Source organism: Acinetobacter sp. NIPH 2699 (assembly GCF_022549355.1).
In the GTDB taxonomy this organism is placed as follows: Bacteria; Pseudomonadota; Gammaproteobacteria; order Pseudomonadales; family Moraxellaceae; genus Acinetobacter.
Genome location: NZ_JAKZGL010000004.1, coordinates 190523 through 208905, shown reverse-complemented (window position 1 = coordinate 208905; position 18383 = coordinate 190523). Strand labels below are relative to the sequence as shown.

Annotated in this window: 16 protein-coding genes; 12 read left to right on the top strand and 4 right to left on the bottom strand. The window is 39.3% G+C overall.

The annotated features are described in order from the left end of the window. From tauD to MMP72_RS06080, 4 genes are all read left to right on the top strand, one after another. A complete protein-coding gene (tauD, locus tag MMP72_RS06095) occupies window positions 1-846 on the top strand; it encodes a taurine dioxygenase (RefSeq protein ID WP_241315495.1) in 846 nt (281 codons plus the stop codon). Between the two features lie 264 nt (window positions 847-1110). Continuing rightward, window positions 1111-2847 (top strand): neutral/alkaline non-lysosomal ceramidase N-terminal domain-containing protein, encoded by a 1737-nt coding sequence (locus MMP72_RS06090; protein WP_241315493.1) that lies wholly within the window; start codon window positions 1111-1113, stop codon window positions 2845-2847. Further along, on the top strand, window positions 2844-4124 hold the full coding sequence (locus MMP72_RS06085; RefSeq protein ID WP_241315491.1) for a D-arabinono-1,4-lactone oxidase: 1281 nt from the start codon (window positions 2844-2846) through the stop codon (window positions 4122-4124). The genes MMP72_RS06090 and MMP72_RS06085 overlap by 4 nt, the downstream gene beginning before the upstream one ends. A 153-nt stretch (window positions 4125-4277) precedes the next feature. Continuing rightward, on the top strand, window positions 4278-5441 hold the full coding sequence (locus MMP72_RS06080) for an alanine racemase (RefSeq protein WP_241315489.1): 1164 nt from the start codon (window positions 4278-4280) through the stop codon (window positions 5439-5441). 59 nt (window positions 5442-5500) lie between these two features. Here MMP72_RS06080 and MMP72_RS06075 read toward each other — a convergent pair whose 3' ends face one another. Continuing rightward, a complete protein-coding gene (locus MMP72_RS06075) occupies window positions 5501-5941 on the bottom strand; it encodes a universal stress protein (RefSeq protein ID WP_241315487.1) in 441 nt (146 codons plus the stop codon). Window positions 5942-6028: 87 nt separating this feature from the next. Here MMP72_RS06075 and MMP72_RS06070 point away from each other — a divergent pair, with 87 nt between their 5' ends. The 3 genes from MMP72_RS06070 to def all read left to right on the top strand — a co-directional run bounded on the left by MMP72_RS06070 (window position 6029) and on the right by def (window position 7538). Then, window positions 6029-6319: a hypothetical protein gene (locus tag MMP72_RS06070; protein WP_241315485.1), complete on the top strand. Its 291-nt coding sequence runs from the start codon at window positions 6029-6031 to the stop codon at window positions 6317-6319. Window positions 6320-6424: 105 nt separating this feature from the next. Then, entirely contained in the window at window positions 6425-6916 is a 492-nt protein-coding gene (locus MMP72_RS06065) for a DUF2505 family protein (protein WP_241315483.1), read from the top strand. A gap of 136 nt (window positions 6917-7052) precedes the next feature. Beyond that, entirely contained in the window at window positions 7053-7538 is a 486-nt protein-coding gene (gene def / locus MMP72_RS06060; protein ID WP_241315481.1) for a peptide deformylase, read from the top strand. A 19-nt stretch (window positions 7539-7557) separates the two neighbouring features. On the opposite strand, the gene MMP72_RS06055 is transcribed toward def, so the two are convergent. Then, on the bottom strand, window positions 7558-8337 hold the full coding sequence (locus MMP72_RS06055; RefSeq protein ID WP_241315479.1) for a helix-turn-helix transcriptional regulator: 780 nt from the start codon (window positions 8335-8337) through the stop codon (window positions 7558-7560). A 105-nt stretch (window positions 8338-8442) separates the two neighbouring features. Between MMP72_RS06055 and MMP72_RS06050 the strand changes: the two genes are divergently transcribed. Continuing rightward, the gene (locus MMP72_RS06050) at window positions 8443-9663 is read left to right on the top strand and encodes an MFS transporter (protein WP_241315477.1); all 1221 of its coding nucleotides are present in this window, start codon (window positions 8443-8445) and stop codon (window positions 9661-9663) included. 350 nt (window positions 9664-10013) lie between these two features. Continuing rightward, entirely contained in the window at window positions 10014-10382 is a 369-nt protein-coding gene (locus MMP72_RS06045; protein WP_241315476.1) for a hypothetical protein, read from the top strand. 156 nt (window positions 10383-10538) lie between these two features. Here the strand turns inward: MMP72_RS06045 and MMP72_RS06040 are convergent, their stop codons facing one another. Together MMP72_RS06040 and metH are read right to left on the bottom strand one after the other, a co-directional pair. Next, entirely contained in the window at window positions 10539-11090 is a 552-nt protein-coding gene (locus tag MMP72_RS06040) for a hypothetical protein (RefSeq protein WP_241315475.1), read from the bottom strand. 238 nt (window positions 11091-11328) lie between these two features. Then, window positions 11329-15015 (bottom strand): methionine synthase, encoded by a 3687-nt coding sequence (gene metH, locus MMP72_RS06035; protein ID WP_241315474.1) that lies wholly within the window; start codon window positions 15013-15015, stop codon window positions 11329-11331. A 437-nt stretch (window positions 15016-15452) separates the two neighbouring features. Between metH and MMP72_RS06030 the strand changes: the two genes are divergently transcribed. The 3 genes from MMP72_RS06030 (at window position 15453) to MMP72_RS06020 (ending at window position 18339) form a co-directional block, all read left to right on the top strand. Next, on the top strand, window positions 15453-17081 hold the full coding sequence (locus MMP72_RS06030; protein ID WP_241315473.1) for an inorganic phosphate transporter: 1629 nt from the start codon (window positions 15453-15455) through the stop codon (window positions 17079-17081). A gap of 275 nt (window positions 17082-17356) precedes the next feature. Next, window positions 17357-17851, top strand: coding sequence for a hypothetical protein (locus MMP72_RS06025; RefSeq protein ID WP_241315471.1), 495 nt, complete (start codon window positions 17357-17359; stop codon window positions 17849-17851). A gap of 221 nt (window positions 17852-18072) precedes the next feature. Then, window positions 18073-18339 carry a hypothetical protein gene (locus MMP72_RS06020; protein WP_241315469.1) on the top strand — a complete coding sequence of 89 codons (267 nt, stop codon included), beginning with the start codon at window positions 18073-18075 and terminating at the stop codon, window positions 18337-18339. Window positions 18340-18383: the final 44 nt, after the last annotated feature.

Genomic DNA, 18383 nt, shown 5'->3' with positions numbered 1-18383 from the left:
ATGACGTTAAATATTGAAATTATTAAACCAAGTATCGGTGCAATTATTCATGATGTTGATTTAAATACGGCTGATGAAAATACCACACAACAAATTCAACAAGCATTGCTTGATCATCATGTGATTTTCTTTCGCAACCAGCAACTTGCGCCACAAGCGCAAGCAGAGTTAGCACGTGGTTTTGGGTCTTTGCATATTCACCCGATTTTCCCAACGGTAGAAAATATACCTGAGATCATTGTGTTAGACAGTTGGAAACAGGATTTACGTGATAATGAGTTATGGCATACCGATGTAACCTTTAGCAAGAATCCTCCGCTGGGCTGTGTGTTGCAAGCGATCAAGATCCCACCTGTAGGGGGCGATACCTTGTGGTCGAGTGGTGCGGCTGCTTTTGCAGCACTTGATCAAGGTTTGCAAGAAAAATTAAAAGGTTTAACCGCTACCCATGATATTCGTCAGTCTTTCCCGATTGAACGTTTTTCGCATAATGATGTTGAGCGTCAAAAACTGGAAGAAACATTTAAGCGCAATCCGCCTGTAACGCATCCTGTAGTGAGAACCCATCCTGTTACGGGGCAACCGATTTTGTTTGTCAGTGAAGGTTTTACCACACGCATTAATGAACTGGATGAGACTGAAAGCTCAGAACTTTTGAAATTCTTATTTGAGCATTCAACTAACGCGCAGTTCCATTTGCGTTGGCAATGGCAAGCGGGTGATGTCGCTATTTGGGATAATCGTTGTACGCAGCATAAGGCTTTGTTTGATTATGGTGATGCGCATCGAATTATGCATCGTGCCACGATTAATGGTGATGTGCCATTTTATCAAGTGGCAAGTTAAATTCTCTTTGTTGATGTTTTAAAAAGCTTGGGTGAAATCCTGAGCTTTTTTTATGCGTGACTAAATCAGACTGATAAACTGTTGCACATTGGGCAAATTCTTTATTCTTTTAGACTTAAATCTTTTTTCAAAAAATAAATTCGTTTAACCCTTTTGGCCATCACATATTTTATATATGTTATGAAATTGCTGAATTGCAATATATTGATATTCAATCAGTGCCAATACCTTGATAAAAAGAATTTGAACTAGGGATAGATTGCCATGTATTTAGTGGGTTGGGATAAACAGGAAATTAAGATTGTACCGAAAGGCTATGCCATGTTTGGCTATGGGCAATGGTCACATCGAGCTTATGAAAAACGTACCGCTTTATATGCGCGTAGCTTTAGTATTGTAGATGATCAGCAGAATAGATTGATTTTCTGTTGTCTGGATTTAGGTTGTATTACTCATGCCATGCGGAGTCAAAGCGTGGCGCAGTTACAAGCAATATTGGGTCAGCAATTTGATGAAAATCAACTGGTGTTAATGGCAACACATACCCATTCAGGTCCAGGGGGCTGCGCGTATGAAGCCTTGTACAACATGCCGACCCCGGGTTTTGTGCCTGAGCATTTAAGCGCGATAGTTGATGCAATTCTTCTAAGTATTCAGACTGCTATTAAGCAGGAACAAGAGACAGAAATTTTCCTTACCACACAGAATTTTGCTGACGATATTCCTGTGGCTTGGAATCGTTCGATTAAAGCCTATAACCGTAATCCAGAGGTAACATCCCATTTCGCGGGTGAAACACATCTGGCTTTAAACCGTGAAATGCAATTGATTGGTTTTTATCGGGAACAAAAGTTACAGGCATTTATTTCTTTATTTGGTGTACATGCCACTTGTCTTGGAAATAAGTTAAAAGCACATGATGGTGATAACAAAGGGTATGCCGCTGCGTTTTCCGAACAGACCTTAATTGAGCAAGGCATTCAAAATCCTGTCACCATTTTTGCTCAAGCCACCGCAGGGGATGTTTCACCACATTTTCATGGTAAAGATCAGCTCAAGATTCGCAATAAAATTAAGGGCGAACAGGAGTATCAATACGCACAACAAAATGGGCGTTATCAAAGTGAATTGGCTTTGGCTGCTTTTCAGCAATCCTTACAGGAGGTTAAGGGTGGAGTTGATGCAGTATTTTCTTATGTCGATTTGAGCAATGTTGAAATTCCATCTGAATTTTCCAACGGGCAGCAAGGCGCAAAAACCAGTCAGCCGTGTCATGGTACGGCTTTTTTTGCAGGGACACCTGTGGATGGATTGGGAGCACCAAAACCTTTAATTAAAGGCATGCAGTTTTTAGCAAATCAATTTAAAAAACAAAAAACCAAGCATCCTTTAGCACCTGACTATGTATTTTATCAACAGCTCTACGCTTCTCAAGGACCTAAACAGATTTTATTGGAAGCAGGTTCTAAAAAGATTTTAGGTCAGCCTATCGGTTTTCCACCGAGTATTCTTGATCCTCTCATTGCAGAGATGAATCGACAAGTCAAAGCAGGCGCGATTCAGCAAAGTCCATTGGTGCCCAGTGTGGTGCCATTACAGATCGTTCGATTAGGTTTGTTCGTCATCGTATGCTGTCCGGGAGAATTCACCACCATTGCAGGACAACGTGTTATTGAAACAGTCAAACAAGTTTTGGCAGATCAATCTGCGATAGAGCGAGTGTGGTTAAGTTCCTATTGCAATGATTATATGGGGTATGTCACGACGTATGAGGAATACCAAGAGCAAGCCTATGAAGGCGGGCATACCTTATTTGGACAATGGACGCTGGCTGCATGCCAAAGCAAATTTAAGTTGTTAGCTAAACAATTATTGTTGGATAAAAATCAACGTAGCGATGATCAAACCACACGACCAGAACCCATTCCAGAACAAGAACTAGCAAAACGAAGCAATCATGGCAATTTAAAAACTGCCGTTCGCCAAGGAGAGGCGGTATGAGTGATTTAACCCAAGCAACTTGGTCGAATTGGTCAGGTTTTCAAAAAGCCTATCCTGAGCAGATTTTACAACCGACTAATATTTTGGAGTTACAGCGCATTGTGCAAGATTATCCCAAAATACGCGTGGTCGGTGCAGGGCATTCATTTACGCCTTTGGTCTGTACAGATGCTTTATTATTATCTTTAGATCGTATTGCTGGCGTAGAGTCCTCAGATATTGACCGTTGTCAGAGTACGATCTATGCAGGTACACGATTATATAATTTAGACCAACATCTACATCCGATGAATCAAGCGTTGATGAATCAGGGCGATATTGATCAGCAGAGTTTGGCAGGTGCTATTTCGACTGGGACACATGGAACAGGTGCAGATTTGCACTGTATTTCGGCTTATGTTGAAGCCTTTGAATTGCTGACAGCTTCGGGTGAAATCCTAAAATGCAGTCAAACAGAGCACCCTGAGATCTTTGCCGCAGGACGTGTTTCTTTAGGCAGTTTAGGGATTTTGACCAAAATCACCATGCAAAATCGTCCACGCTATAAGCTGAAAGAGCACATCGAACTTTGCCCTGTAGAAGATATGATGCAACACATTCAGCAATGGAAGCATCAGCATCGGCATATTGAGTGTTTTGTTTTTTCCTATGAAAAGCAGTTGATGTTAAAAACCTTGGATGAAACCGATGAGGATATCGCGCCACGTCAAGAAAACTTCCCATCGGATGATACTTTGCTAACCATGTGCTCTGAACTCACCCGATTTCTTCCACCGATCAATCCGTATTTACAGAAGCTTTTAGGCGTGTTGGTCAAGCCTACAACTTATGTGGATTGGTCGAGTAAAATATTTCCAACACCGCGCAATACCAAGTTCAATGAAATGGAATATCAGATTCCTGTTGATCAAGGACTTGCATGTTTGGATGAGGTGTTACATACATTAAGAAACTATAACGTCGCGACCTTTTTTCCACTCGAGTTTCGTTTTGTCAAAGGCGATGATATTTGGCTGAGTCCTTTTTATCAGCAAGATTCGATTTCAATTTCGGTTCATCAATATCATAAACAAGACCCGCGTTTGATTTTTGATGTGGTTGAACCAATTTTGCAGAAATATAAGGGACGGCCACATTGGGGCAAAATGCATAATATCACCACGACGCAGCTTCGCGCTTTATATCCAAAGTGGGATGATTTTATGGCTTTGCGTCAGCGACTTGACCCACAAGCTAAGTTTTTAAATCCCTATCTGGAAAAGTTGTTTTGGGGTTAAATCGAATTTTTTATGAGTTGAAAGTGCTTAACGGAGTCATATCGAGTTCTCATCCAATTAAGGGTTAAGCTTTCAGCTAGACTTACTTTGGTTTCGCCCTGAGAAGCGTATCAAACTGTATGTAAATTTTCTTTGATTGAAAAAGGTATAGCCATGTTGGATCATTATTTTAAACAACTCAATCTCGATCTAAAAAAACAGGGGATTGCGACCCCGCAACTTATCGTAGATGACGCTGCCTTAAAACAAAATATCCAATATGTTCAAGTGAAGTTGTCTCACGCAGCACATTTAAAAGCGCGTTTGGTGGTGAAATCGCTCGCTTGTTTAGACTTACTCAAATTGTTATCTGAACAGATCAATACTCAACGATTTATGGTATTTCATCAGCCACATATTATTTCGATATTAGAAAACTTTGCTGAAGCCGATATTTTGTTAGGGAAACCGATGCCAGCCCAAGCCGCAGGTCATTTCTTTGAACTACATTCAGAATGGTCAGATGCAAAGATTCAGTGGTTGATTGATACTAAACAACGTCTACAACAGTATTTAGAGGTTGCTCAGGCGTATTCAATCTGCTTAAAAGTGAATATTGAAATAGATGTTGGCTTACATCGTGGTGGGGTACACACTGCTCAGCAATTGACTGAAATTTTAGCGCTAATTCAGCAATATCCACAGTATTTAAAATTATCAGGTTTAATGGGTTACGATGCGCACGTCACCAAAATTCCAGCCATCATTAAAAAGCCAACACAAACCTATCAAGAATCACAACAGGTTTATGCCAATTACCAACACTTGATTCAGCAGCAGTTCCCAACGCTATGGCATGATGAACTTTGTTTTAATGGCGGGGGAAGTCCAACTTTTAGTTTTCATACTGAAAATAGTGTCTGCAATGATTTATCTTTTGGTTCTATGCTGCTTAAACCCAGTGATTTTGATAGTCAGTTTTCAGTTGTTTTAAAGCCTGCTTTATGGATTGCTGCACCCGTATTAAAAGTTTTGCCTTATACCCAATTACCAGCCATGTCTTTATTGGATAAATTGCCGCATAAATCTAAAGCACTGTTTATTTATGGGGGCTATTGGCTTGCCAATTATGTCTATCCAAAACAAGCGCATCCACATGTTTTATATGGACGCAGTAGCAATCAAGAGCTGATCAATGTCCCGAAAGATTGTGATATTCAAGTGGATGATTTTGTGTTTTTAAGACCAACTCAAAGTGAGGCAATTATCCCGCAATTTTCAGAGTTAAAACTGTATAAGCAGCATGTTTTTGAGAGATGGGAAACTTTTCGAGAATAAAAATAATGCTAAAAAAACCTTGTGATTCGGCACAAGGTTTTTGCTTCAGAAAGATTAAGTTATTGCTTTATGATTAGGACTGGAATATGTGATTCTGTTAGAACTGTACGAGCAACACTACCGAGTAATAAACGTTTTACCCCAGTACGACCATGCGAACCCATAACAATCAAATCAGCCCCAATTTCATCGGCAACAAAAAGGATGCCCTCACTGGCCGAGCCATGATAAATTTTAGTGGCGACATTGATATCATTTTGACTAAATGACTGAGCTATATCTTGTAACTGCGTTTTTGCATGCGCTTCAGCTTGCATAAAATGTTCAGTGATCGCAGGTGCAACTTGGTAAAAGTCTACTCCTACATAAGGATCAACTGCGACGACACTCAGCACTGTTACTTTTGCGCCTGATAATTTGGCTAAAGAAAGTGCATGTTCAACCGCCGCATAAGAAATTGGAGAGTCGTCCACAGGAACTAAAATATTTTGATAAGACATAGTTACTCCTTATAATTTATCGTTGTCATCGTTACTATGTTGATAACATACTTGAGCCACCTCAAGCAAATAAAAATAGGAGCCTTTGTGTTACTCAGCTTTGATGCTTTTAAACAGCAAAAATTCGATCAGATGGCGAGTAAAATAATGGCTGATCCTGAAACATATTTATGTTTTGATTCAGTTTCAGATTTTTATAAGGCAGTCTGGTTAGACGAATTTCCCCAAGGTACAACATGGTCAGCAACAGGCTTAGACGATGGTGCAGAACAGTTCTATGCGGTGATTGAATATGGTCATCATTATTTATCAATCAGTCGCACAACATCGATTGCTGTAAAATTAGCCATTCGAGAAAATCTCAATAAAAATAACTAATCCGAGCAGTCACCAATTTTTGCTGCTTCAGACTTTGCGATTTAAATGAGAATGCTATACTTCGCGGTGATGAAATCCTAAATAAAACGAAATGGAAATTTAAAAATGGCACATCAATTTACGGTTAATGAAACGATTCATGGTGTTTCAATTGAAGACTTTTCAAGATTAGTCGCGGATACATCATTGCATGAAGCAGTATGTAAACGTATCCCAGGTGAAAACCTAGAAATTATTGAATCTGCAATTCATGGTGATATTTATACGCTACGCCGTGAATATAATCTTGATGTTAATATTCCAGATGTTGCGAAAAAATTATTAAAAAATGCATTCCGCTTAAAACGTTCTGATATTACCCATTTGAAAAATTTAACTTCAACGGTAGAGTTGGGTGCAAATTTACCTTTAGAAGCAAAGGGTGAGCGTAGTGTTACTGGGGACAGTGAGAAAGTAAATATTTCTTTGACTTGGACGGTAAAAGTCAAAGTGCCTTTGATTGGCGGTATGCTAGAAAGACATGCTGAAGGCGAAATTCGTAAATTTAGCCAGCTTGAAATTGAAATTGTTGCTGATGAATTAAAGAAAAATCTTTAATTTAAGTGAGATTAAAAAAACTCTCCGTATCAATCAATACGGAGAGTTTTTTTATTTTAGCGTGAAAATGATAGAAGCCATGTGAAATATCCAATACTATATTATTCACTATTTGATCAAAAATAAGGTCATTGTTATGAGCGTGGTTTTAGCTGTAGCACAACGTGGTGAAGATGTTTTAACGCTTAAAGCTGCAACTGTTGGGGATGGAGAGTTTAATAGTGAGTGGCTGATGCAACTTGCTTCAGCGATGCACGCGACCATGCTTGAGCGTAATGGTGTTGGGATTGCAGCACCACAGGTCTACATTTCAAAACGAATTATTATTGTCGCTTCTCGTCCAAATATACGTTATCCCGATGCGCCTGAAATGGATGCGGTGGTGATGGTCAATCCTGAGATTTTAGTGTTTTCCCAAGCGACATGTTTAGGTGAAGAGGGTTGTTTAAGTGTTCCTGATCAACGAGGTGTAGTTGAGCGAGCACAAGCGATCAAAGTGCGTTATTACACTTTACAGGGTGAAGTGGTTGAAACCACTTATGAGGGTTTTCCTGCGCGTATCGTTCAGCATGAAGTTGATCATTTGGATGGCGTATTGTTTGTGGAAAAGCTATCAGCCTAGACTAATTTGGCTTTAAAACTTAGTTCTGATATTTAAATTGCTGTGGTGTTTTGCCTAAATGTCGTTTAAACATGGCACTAAACGCGCTTGGGTTGGTATAACCAAGTGCTGCAGATATTTGAGCAATTGATTCTCCATTTGAAATTTTACTCAATGCATGTGCGATATGCATCTGTTGAACCCATGCCCGATAAGACAACCCAGTTTCCTTTTGAAACATTCTCATTAATGTTCTTGAACTTGTGCCAATATCATCTGCCCAAGTGGTCAAATCTTTGCAATGGTTCGGTGAATGTAGGAGTTCTTGGCAAATTTTTAATAAGCGTTTGTCTTTGGGCCAAGGAATCTGAATTGTTAATAGATTTGCCCTATGTATTTCCTCAAAAATTAAAATTTGTAAAGCTTCTGAAATTTTCTGAGATGAAACAATATTTGGAGCATCTACATGGGTAATTTGGTTGAATCGAATCAATAATTCATGCAGTAAATTACTTACTCGAATAATAAAACAATCTTGTCCCATTAATGCAGCAGCATTCACTTCGACTAGGGCAGTATTGAGTTTTACATGACTCAGTGAAAGGACACTATGTTCAACATTCGCTGGAATCCATAAAGCACACATGGGTGGTACGAGCCAAACATTGTTAGGAGTAAAAACCTGAATATTACCTGTTGAGGCATATAAAAATTGTGCTCTAGTGTGAGTATGCGTCGGTGTGATTTCACGATATGTATGTTCAGAAGACAGTCCAATCACCAGTTCAGATTGATCGGACTGAATAAGTGAATCTGACATAAGCGATCCTAAATTTTGTCATTTATGCGATGATTATTGGAAGATAACTTTATAAACGACAATTTACAATAAGCGCCTTATCTAGAATATTGGAGTTTTTCAGATATGACGTCTTCAATACCGTTGAGAGATGGCGTTGCTGATACTGCAACAAATGATCAACCTCAAGGTATGATTATTAAGGTTGTTGGTGCAGTTGCTTTTGTACATTTGTTGAATGATTTGATTCAAGCAGTCTTGCCAGCCATCTATCCAATGCTCAAAGCAAACTTTTCTCTTAGTTTCGCTCAAGTGGGTCTCATTTCCTTTGTCTATCAGATTACAGGCTCACTACTTCAGCCTTGGATTGGACTTTATACTGATAAACATCCTAAGCCTTATCTTTTACCATTAGGTATGATGGTCACATTCTGCGGTATTTTACTGTTAGCATTTTCTCCAAGTTTTACAATATTGTTGATTGCATCTGCATTGATTGGCGTGGGTTCAGCAACCTTCCACCCTGAAGCTTCACGTGTGGCGAGAATGGCATCTGGCGGACGTTTTGGTACAGCGCAATCGACCTTTCAGGTTGGAGGAAATACGGGTACAGCAATTGGACCATTATTGGCTGCATTAATTATTGTGCCTTTTGGGCAACATGCGGTTGCATGGTTGGTGGTGTTTTCATTGTTAGCGATTTGGGTATTGTTTGGTGTAAGTCGCTGGACGATTAGCCATGCTAAAAAGCAGTTGGCGACAGGAATTACTCAAGCACATACTAAATTGCATGGTCGTCAGTTAATTATTGCGTTAACGACAATTTGCGTATTGATGTTTGCAAAATTTACTTATATTGCCAGTATCAGTAACTATTTTACTTTTTATTTGATCCATAAGTTTCATATTAGTTTGCAAACAGCTCAATTGCATTTGTTTGTGTTTTTGGCTGCTGTTGCACTTGGTACTTTTGCGGGTGGGCCTGTTGGTGATCGAATTGGGCGTAAAACTGTGATTTGGGTTTCATTTGTGGGAATGGCACCATTTGCTTTAATGATGCCGTATGCCAATTTGTTTTGGACGACGGTTTTATCTGTGATTACGGGATTAGTTCTGTCATCTGCTTTTGCTGCAATGGTGGTTTATGCTCAGGAAGCTGTCCCAGGACGTGTTGGCATGATTTCAGGGTTAATGTTTGGTTTGATGTTTGGTGTAAGTGGTATTGCAGCAGCAGGGCTGGGGTATTTGGCTGATGTGAAGGGAATCGAATGGGTATTTGGTCTATGTTCACTTTTACCCTTACTTGGTTTTGCAACGGCGTTTTTACCAAATACGAAAGTTAAATAGTTTGTTTAAATCTCTCAATATGAATTGGGCTTATAGCATTAAGATTTAGCAATAATCAGATTTTGGTTGAAACTGATGCTGTGGTAGAACGGATTTATTGTGTTGCTAGACAGAGATTGGAATCCCCCCTAAATTACAACTTTGTAAAGAGGGACTATATGCGAATTTAATGATTGTGTTAGATTCGAGGTACTCTCTCTTTTTAAAGGGGGGTTGGGGAGGATTATAATTATTTATATCCTTAAATTTATGAAAGTAGTTTAGTACAAAGCATACTAAACTTAATGAATAAAACTGACTGAATCATCAGACGAATATATTCTTCGATGTCATACGCTAGGAACGTTTCAATGAAAAAAACTTATCTTATATTTTCTTTCGTTATGTATGTACTATTTAATCCTTCGATTGTATTTGCTGAGACTGTTGAGTCAGATCAAGTAATAGATATTTTTATTGGGACACTAGAAGTTGATGATAAAAAAGTTATTTTAAATCGCTGCGATGGTGGTTCAAATATATACATATTAAAAGATGCTGAATGGAGTGATGAAAAAGCGGTATCAAATTTTTTATCTAAGGAAAAAGATATGATAAAACCTATATATGCTGAGGTTGTTGGAGCTTATAGAGGTGATGGAAATAAGAATATGCTCTTAGTTGATTCTATAAGTGATATTACAGAAAGAAAAAGTTGTCATTTAAATGATTTATTTTAAATTTTATTCTATATCAAGTGTTTATTTTGTTGCGAAACAGAGAGTGCAATCCCTCTAAATCCCCCCTTTGTAAAGAAGGACTATATGCGAATTTAATGGTGACGTTAAATTCGCGTTACTCCCTCCTTTTTAAAGGAGGATTGTAATGGTTAATTTTTAAAATATTTTATAAATGTAATTAAAAATGATGATAAAAAAACTTCCACATGTAAACAATAGGAAAATAGCAATGGTTAATTTAGGGGTTTTATTTTTGACTTTATAAAAATCAATAAGTTGCTGGTTATTCAAAGTGTTTTGAGTTTTCTCTTGTGTTAAAGAATTAATCCAACTGATATTTTTGATAAAAAATTTGTCTCCCAATCTTACAATATCCATTTCTTGTATTATATAGTTCTGTTCTTCTACTTGTTGCTTACTACAAATGGTTTCAGAGTAGCTTGAACAACTAATGAGAAAAAAACGGTTTTTATTTTGAGTGATAAATATTGTGTCAGCTTTATTGAATCTTTTAATACTAAACTCATAAATCATAGATTCATTAGTTTTAAGATGTAGGTGTGGAATTACCTTAACTATTCTCTGAGGATTTAATAGTTTATAGATACCTAGCGTAATTGTAAAAATTATGATTGTAGTTAATGTTAAAGCTATAATTTGTGCTAGATTTATTTTTTGTTGATTGTTTAGTTGAAAGCCAATTTTCATTTCAATTTTAATTGTTTAACAAGATGTGCACGAATATAAATTATACATTATTATTAATTTTTTTTGGAAGTTAGTCTACCTCAATATATAAAGTAAATCTTTTGAAGTTTTATAAATCCCTCCCAACCTCCCTTTGAAACAGGAAAGAGTTGTCACGTAATTCATTTAAATCACATGACATCTCTTTTTTTAAAGGAGGTAAGAAGCCTTGCTTCGCAAGGGAGATTAAAATGCTAACTTACCCAATCGAATCATCTAAATTCGGTGCTAACCAACGCTTCGCTTCATCCAGTGTCCAACCTTTACGTTTTGCATAATCCTCGAGTTGATCTTGAGAAATCTTGCCCACATTAAAGTATTCACTTTCAGGGTGCGAATAATAGAAACCACTGACAGAAGACGGTGGCATCATCGCAAAGTGTTCAGTCAACTTCGTACCAATCTTGGCTTCAGAACCTAACCAATCGAATAATACCGCTTTTTCAGAATGCTCAGGACAAGCAGGGTAACCCGGTGCAGGACGAATACCGACATACTTCTCTTTGATCAATTCTTCATTGCCCAAAGTCTCATCGGCTTTATAGCCCCAGAACTCTTTACGGATACGCTCATGTAAATGTTCTGCAAAGGCTTCCGCAAAACGATCTGCTAAAGACTGAATTAAAATCGCAGAATAGTCATCACCTTTGGCTTTATATTCATTTGCCAATTCTTCCGCACCGAAGATCGATACGGTAAAACCACCAAGATAATCTTCGGGTTGTTCAGACTGTTTAATAAAGTCAGCTAAAGACAGATTTGGTTTACCTGTGACTTTGTCAGATTGCTGACGCACATGCTCAAAGGTATGCGTGAGCTGCTGAGCCGTTTCGTCAAATACACTGACTGTATCTGCACCAGTACGTTGCGCAGGGTATAAACCAAACACGGCACGTGCATCAAACAGCTTATTGTCGATCACGTCTTTTAACATGGCTTGAGCTTGGTTATATAAATCTGTTGCTGCTTCACCCACCACTTCATCTTGTAAAATTTTCGGGAATTTCCCTGCCAAACTCCAAGAAATAAAGAATGGTGTCCAGTCAAAATATTCCACCAGTGTTGCAAGGGGATAGTTGGTGAAAACGTGTGTACCTAAGGTATTTGGAATAGGCGGCACATAGTTTTCATCGACCTTAAAGCCATTTTTAATGGATTCTGGGTAGCTGAGTTTTGCCGCTTTGGGTTGTTTGTTGGCTAAACGCTCACGAATCTTGGCATATTCAGCGCGATGTTCCGCGATAAAGTTACCTCGCATTTCAGGTGAGAGTAAGGTGGTTGCTACACCCACTGCACGAGAGGCATCGGCAACGTAAATCACCGCATCATTTGAATATTGAGGGTCAATTTTTACTGCGGTATGTGCTTTTGATGTGGTTGCACCACCAATCAACAAAGGAATGGTGAAACCTTTACGTTGCATTTCTTTGGCAACAAAGACCATTTCATCAAGTGAAGGGGTAATCAAACCAGACAGACCAATGATGTCACATTTTTCATCAATTGCAGTTTGTAGGATCTTTTCACAAGGCACCATCACACCAAGGTCAACGATGTCATAACCATTACAGCCAAGGACTACACCTACAATATTTTTACCAATATCATGAACGTCGCCTTTGACGGTTGCCATTAGTACTTTACCTTTCGGCTGGCTGTTTGTTTTTGCGGCCTCAATGTATGGGTTCAACCATGCCACAGCTTGCTTCATCACGCGCGCAGATTTGACCACTTGTGGTAGGAACATTTTACCTGAACCAAATAAATCACCGACCACGTTCATACCATCCATCAATGCGCCTTCAATCACATCAAGTGGACGTTTTGCTTTTAAGCGGGCTTCTTCGGTATCTTGGTCAATATACGTAGTGATGCCTTTGACGAGCGCATATTCAAGACGTTTTTCTACAGATTGATTACGCCACTCAAGGTTTTCCGCTTCACGTTGAGCACCACCTTGACCGCGATATTTTTCCGCAACTTCAAGTAACTTTTCTGTGGCAACCTGACCTGACTCACTTTGATTTTGATTCAGAACAACATCTTCAACTGCGGCTTTAAGGTCTGGGTCAATATCATCATAAATTGCCATTTGCCCCGCATTGACGATCCCCATGGTCATGCCTTGTTTGATGGCATAGTAGAGGAACACCGAGTGAATGGCTTCACGGACAGGTTCATTGCCACGGAACGAGAATGATACGTTGGATACACCACCTGAAATCATCGCATGTGGTAGGTTCTGTTTGATCCAGCCTGTTGCTTCAATAAAGTCCACAGCATAGTTGTTATGTTCTTCAATACCCGTTGCAATAGCAAACACGTTCGGGTCAAAAATAATATCTTCAGCAGGGTAGCCGACTTCATTGACCAAAATGTCATAAGAGCGTTTACAGATCTCACGTTTACGTGCTGCGGTATCTGCTTGTCCAGCTTCATCAAAGGCCATGACAATGACAGCAGCACCGTATTGGCGGCATAAGCGTGCTTTTTCGACAAACTCGTCATAACCTTCTTTTAAGGAAATCGAGTTCACGACAGGTTTACCTTGAACGCATTTTAACCCTGCTTCAATGATTTCCCATTTTGATGAGTCAATCATGATCGGTACACGAGAAATATCTGGTTCAGATGCAACGAGATTCAGGAAATGCACCATCGCATTTTGCGAATCGAGCATCCCTTCATCCATGTTAATGTCGATGATCTGAGCGCCTGCCACAACTTGTTGTTGCGCAACTTCTAATGCTTCGGAAAAGTTTTCTTCACGAATCAAGCGTAAGAATTTTTTTGAACCTGTGACGTTGGTCCGTTCACCGACATTCACAAAAAGTGAATCATCATAAATGTTAAATGGTTCGAGACCACTTAAACGACAGGCAGGTACTGTTTCAGGAATTTGACGTGGTTGAATATCTTTTACAGCATTATAAATGGCACGAATATGATCAGGTGTTGTACCACAACAACCACCAGTAATATTGATCAAGCCACTTTCAGCAAATTCTTTTATGAATTCAGCCGTTTGTTCAGGGGTTTCATCATATTCACCAAACGCATTGGGTAAGCCTGCATTGGGATGCGCTGAAACAAAGGTATCAGCAATATCGGCAATGGTTTTAACATGGGGGCGCATGGCGTCTGCACCCAAAGCACAGTTAAAGCCGATAGACAGCAGGTCGCCGTGACGAACTGAGTTCCAAAATGCTTCGGCAGTTTGACCTGTTAAGGTACGACCAGAAGCATCAGTAATCGTCCCTGAAATCATCAATGGCAGTTCATGACCGATTTGCTTAAACACTTCTTTAACCGCAAAGATTGCTGCTTTACAGTTCAAGGTGTCAAACACGGTTTCGATCAAGATGATGTCTGCACCACCTTCGATCAGGGCATGGGTTGCCTCTATATAGTTATCTTTGAGTTCATCAAAAGTAATATTACGGAACGCAGGATCATTTACATTTGGTGAAATAGAACAGGTACGCGATGTTGGACCTAGTACACCTGCCACAAAACGAGGTTTGTCAGGGGTAGAGTATTTCTCGCACGCTGCTTTCGCTAAACGTGCTGCTTCACGGTTGATCTCTGGAACGAGGTCTTCCATATGATAGTCAGACATTGAAACACGTGTGCCGTTAAAGCTGTTGGTTTCGATGATGTCTGCACCAGCATCCAAATAAGCTTCGTGGATGCCTTGGATAATGTGTGGCTGTGTTAAAACCAGTAAATCGTTATTACCTTTAAGGTCTGATGCCCAGTCCGCAAAACGTTCACCACGATAATCTTCTTCTTCTAATTTATGGCGTTGAATCATAGTTCCCATTGCACCATCAATAATCAGGATACGCTGGGCGAGAAGTGATTTTAGGGTGGCAAGTGTGGACATAAGGAACCCCAGAATAGGATGAAGATAAAAAACAGACGCATTGTAACAGAAGCCGTGCCGATACGTGTATTTTCAGCATTGTAGAGTGATGATCTGTCGGTTCAGATTAAAAATGTCATAAAAGTTTCATTAAACTGCAATAATTAAACGGAATAATGCTTAAAAATAAGACAAATCCTTTGAAATATGACAATAAGTTATCTTATTTCGTAGCATTTGTTGCAAAATCAGACAAACAGTTTTGAACATGGCTGTTGTTTTGTAATTCATTGTTTTTATTTAATTAAGATTAAATTTTAGGTGAATTTATCGTCAGAAAACATGAAGAATTGGTGTGAAAATATGAAATTTTGGCTTCATATGGCACTTCTTTGTCATATAATTGTCATAATTTAATTAAACAATACGGGGGATTTCATTATCCTCTGTCCGTCTACATGAATTCTAATCTTCCCCCTGCTTCGGATTCACCGCTTGCCAGTTCTACGGCAAAATCAACGAATGTACATGTACCAACACCGAAATTTTTTATGCCGGTGTTTTTGACGATTATTGTTGCAACACTTATTTATATCGGTTTTCAGGTCAGTGCTGACTTAGCGCATGTACCTGCTTTAAGTTTATATTCTGTCATTTTATTATCAACGGCACTTTTTATTGCTTTGGCTTTCGAGTTTGTCAATGGTTTCCATGACACTGCGAATGCTGTAGCGACGGTCATTTATACCAATGCACTTCCTGCACCTGTTGCAGTGATGTGGGCAGGTTTCTGTAACTTCTTAGGGGTTATGGTTGCAAGTGGGGCAGTTGCTTACGGCATTATTGCACTGCTTCCTGTTGAAATGATTATGAATGTGGGCAGCGGTGCTGGCTTTGCAATGGTCTTTGCATTGTTAATTGCAGCGATTATGTGGAATCTTGGAACATGGTTCCTCGGTATTCCAGCCTCTAGTTCTCACACATTGATCGGTTCAATTTTGGGTGTGGGGATTATGAACCACTTACTCAATGCATCAACTGGCGCGACCAGTGGCATTGATATGGATCAAGTGCTGAAAGTGGGTAAGGCGTTACTCTTTTCGCCAATGATTGGTTTCGCTTTTGCTGCGGTTTTATTCTTATTGGTTAAGAAAATATTTAAAAACCAAATGGAGCTGTTCCAACCGCCTGTTGGCAATAAGCCACCACCGCCGTTAATTCGCGGTATCTTGATTTTCACTTGTACTGGGGTGAGTTTTGCTCATGGTTCAAATGATGGTCAAAAGGGAATGGGCTTAATCATGTTGATCTTGATTGGCTTGGTTCCACTGGCATATTCATTAAATAAAAACTTGGATGAAAAACATCTACAGTCATTTGAACAATTGTCATCTCAAACTGCTTTGGTTTTAAATGTTCAGCAGCAAGATTATTCTGATGAAAAAGCGCGTGAAGTGCTGACCACATATATTCAAACCAAAGAACAAACGCCTGAAGTTATACCTGCATTGGCAAGTATGACCAACCATTTAGGCGAGAAAGTTGCAGCTTACGGTGATCTCAAGAGCATTCCTGAAGCGGGTGTAGCAGAGTTACGTAATGACATGTATTTGAGTACGACTGCTTTTAAACGTTTAGACAAAGCTGAAGCATTACCAGTGATGACAGACGAACAGAAAAAAGTTGTGAAAGACTATCGCAGCAATATGGATTCATTCTTACAATACATTCCAACGTGGGTAAAAGTTGCAGTTGCGCTAGCACTGGGTCTAGGGACTATGGTCGGCTGGAAACGTATTGTCATTACTGTCGGTGAACGGATTGGTAAGAATCACATGACCTATGGTCAAGGGATGTCTGCTGAACTTGTTGCCATGAGTACGATCGCGGCGGCTGATGGTTTTGGTATGCCTGTTTCAACAACGCATGTTTTAAACAGTGCGGTTGCAGGTACGATGGTTGCGAATAAGTCAGGCTTAAACTTTGCCACGGTGAGAACGATTCTGTCTGCATGGGTATTTACTTTACCAGCCACGATTTGTTTATCTGGCGGCTTGTATTGGTTATTCTTACAGTTTGTTTCTTGATTTAACGATTCAATGTTTGATGTTAAAGGCTTTGCTTCGGCAAGGCTTTTTTTTATTTTTAAATGGTTGTGTTGCACAAATTTGTTATTGCGAGCATCTTAGACTTCTTGCATCATTATTGATATTGACACCTTCTTTGTATTTCTCCCATCGGGCGAATGAGGAACGATTGAAGTTCCGCAAGGCGATTTATAAGAGAAGTCTAATGCTAAGATAAAACAATGTCGTCAAGTGATTGCAGATCGGCAAGCACATGCCATATAAGGAGATTGAAAATGTATTTTTTATCTAGCATACAGGCTAAATTGAGCATTAGTTTTTATATCATCCTATTGGTTTTGGGCTCATCTTCACTCTATGCCAAAACTCCAACATTTCTGGATTATCCTGCAAAAAACTATACAGGGAAAAATCAACCCTTAAAACTCAATCCACAAAGCCAGAAATACCGCACTTTATTTAAAGAAATGTCCCAACAAAAACCAAACTTTGCAGGGCACTATGTCATGGAAACGGTTGGCTGTGGTGGAGGGTGTAGCTTTGCTTTGGCTTATAATGCCAAAACAGGGCAGAGCTTGATTTTGCCTGATACTTTTGCTGATTGTTATAGTGAACAGAAAGGCTTTACCCAAAACGATATTTTATTTCAAAAAGACAGCCGTTTGGTCGTGGCAGTGGGGAGTCGTTATGGCAATCAGGAAATTTGTGAAACCGTGTATTACCATGTAGAAAATGATCATTTTAAGCCAATTTCAAAACGATTGAGATAACAACAAATGTTTATACAAAAAGGAAAAATCAGATTTTCCCAAAAAGAGCTTTGGGACTTAGATACACATTTAGCAAAAATCATTTATGTAGGCTTAGTACAGTTTAAACAGTCAAAACGACATGGCACCCCATCTCCCTTTTTGACAGAAAGCTCAGCAGAACATCCACTGGGCACACAACAGAAGCAACAATACAGGCATGGGAAGAAACATTAGATCAAATGATCTATGCATTTTCACCACAACAGGATTATGACGAAATTGAACCCCGTATTTATGATTTAAAAATGATTGAGGATGTGGGTCAGCAAAACGCTTCTGATGATTGTATCCCAATAAAGATGATCACGCTTCCCAAAGCAGGTGTGACAGAACAAGATATAGAGGCTTATAACGAACGCCAGCACCAATGGGAGCAGGTAGACATACAAAAACGACAACAAGGTCGGGTGCTATTTGCCAAGTATTTTCATCATTTGTGGGATTGAAACGAGCAAAAAAATGGCTACTCTAAAGTAGCCATTTTTTTATT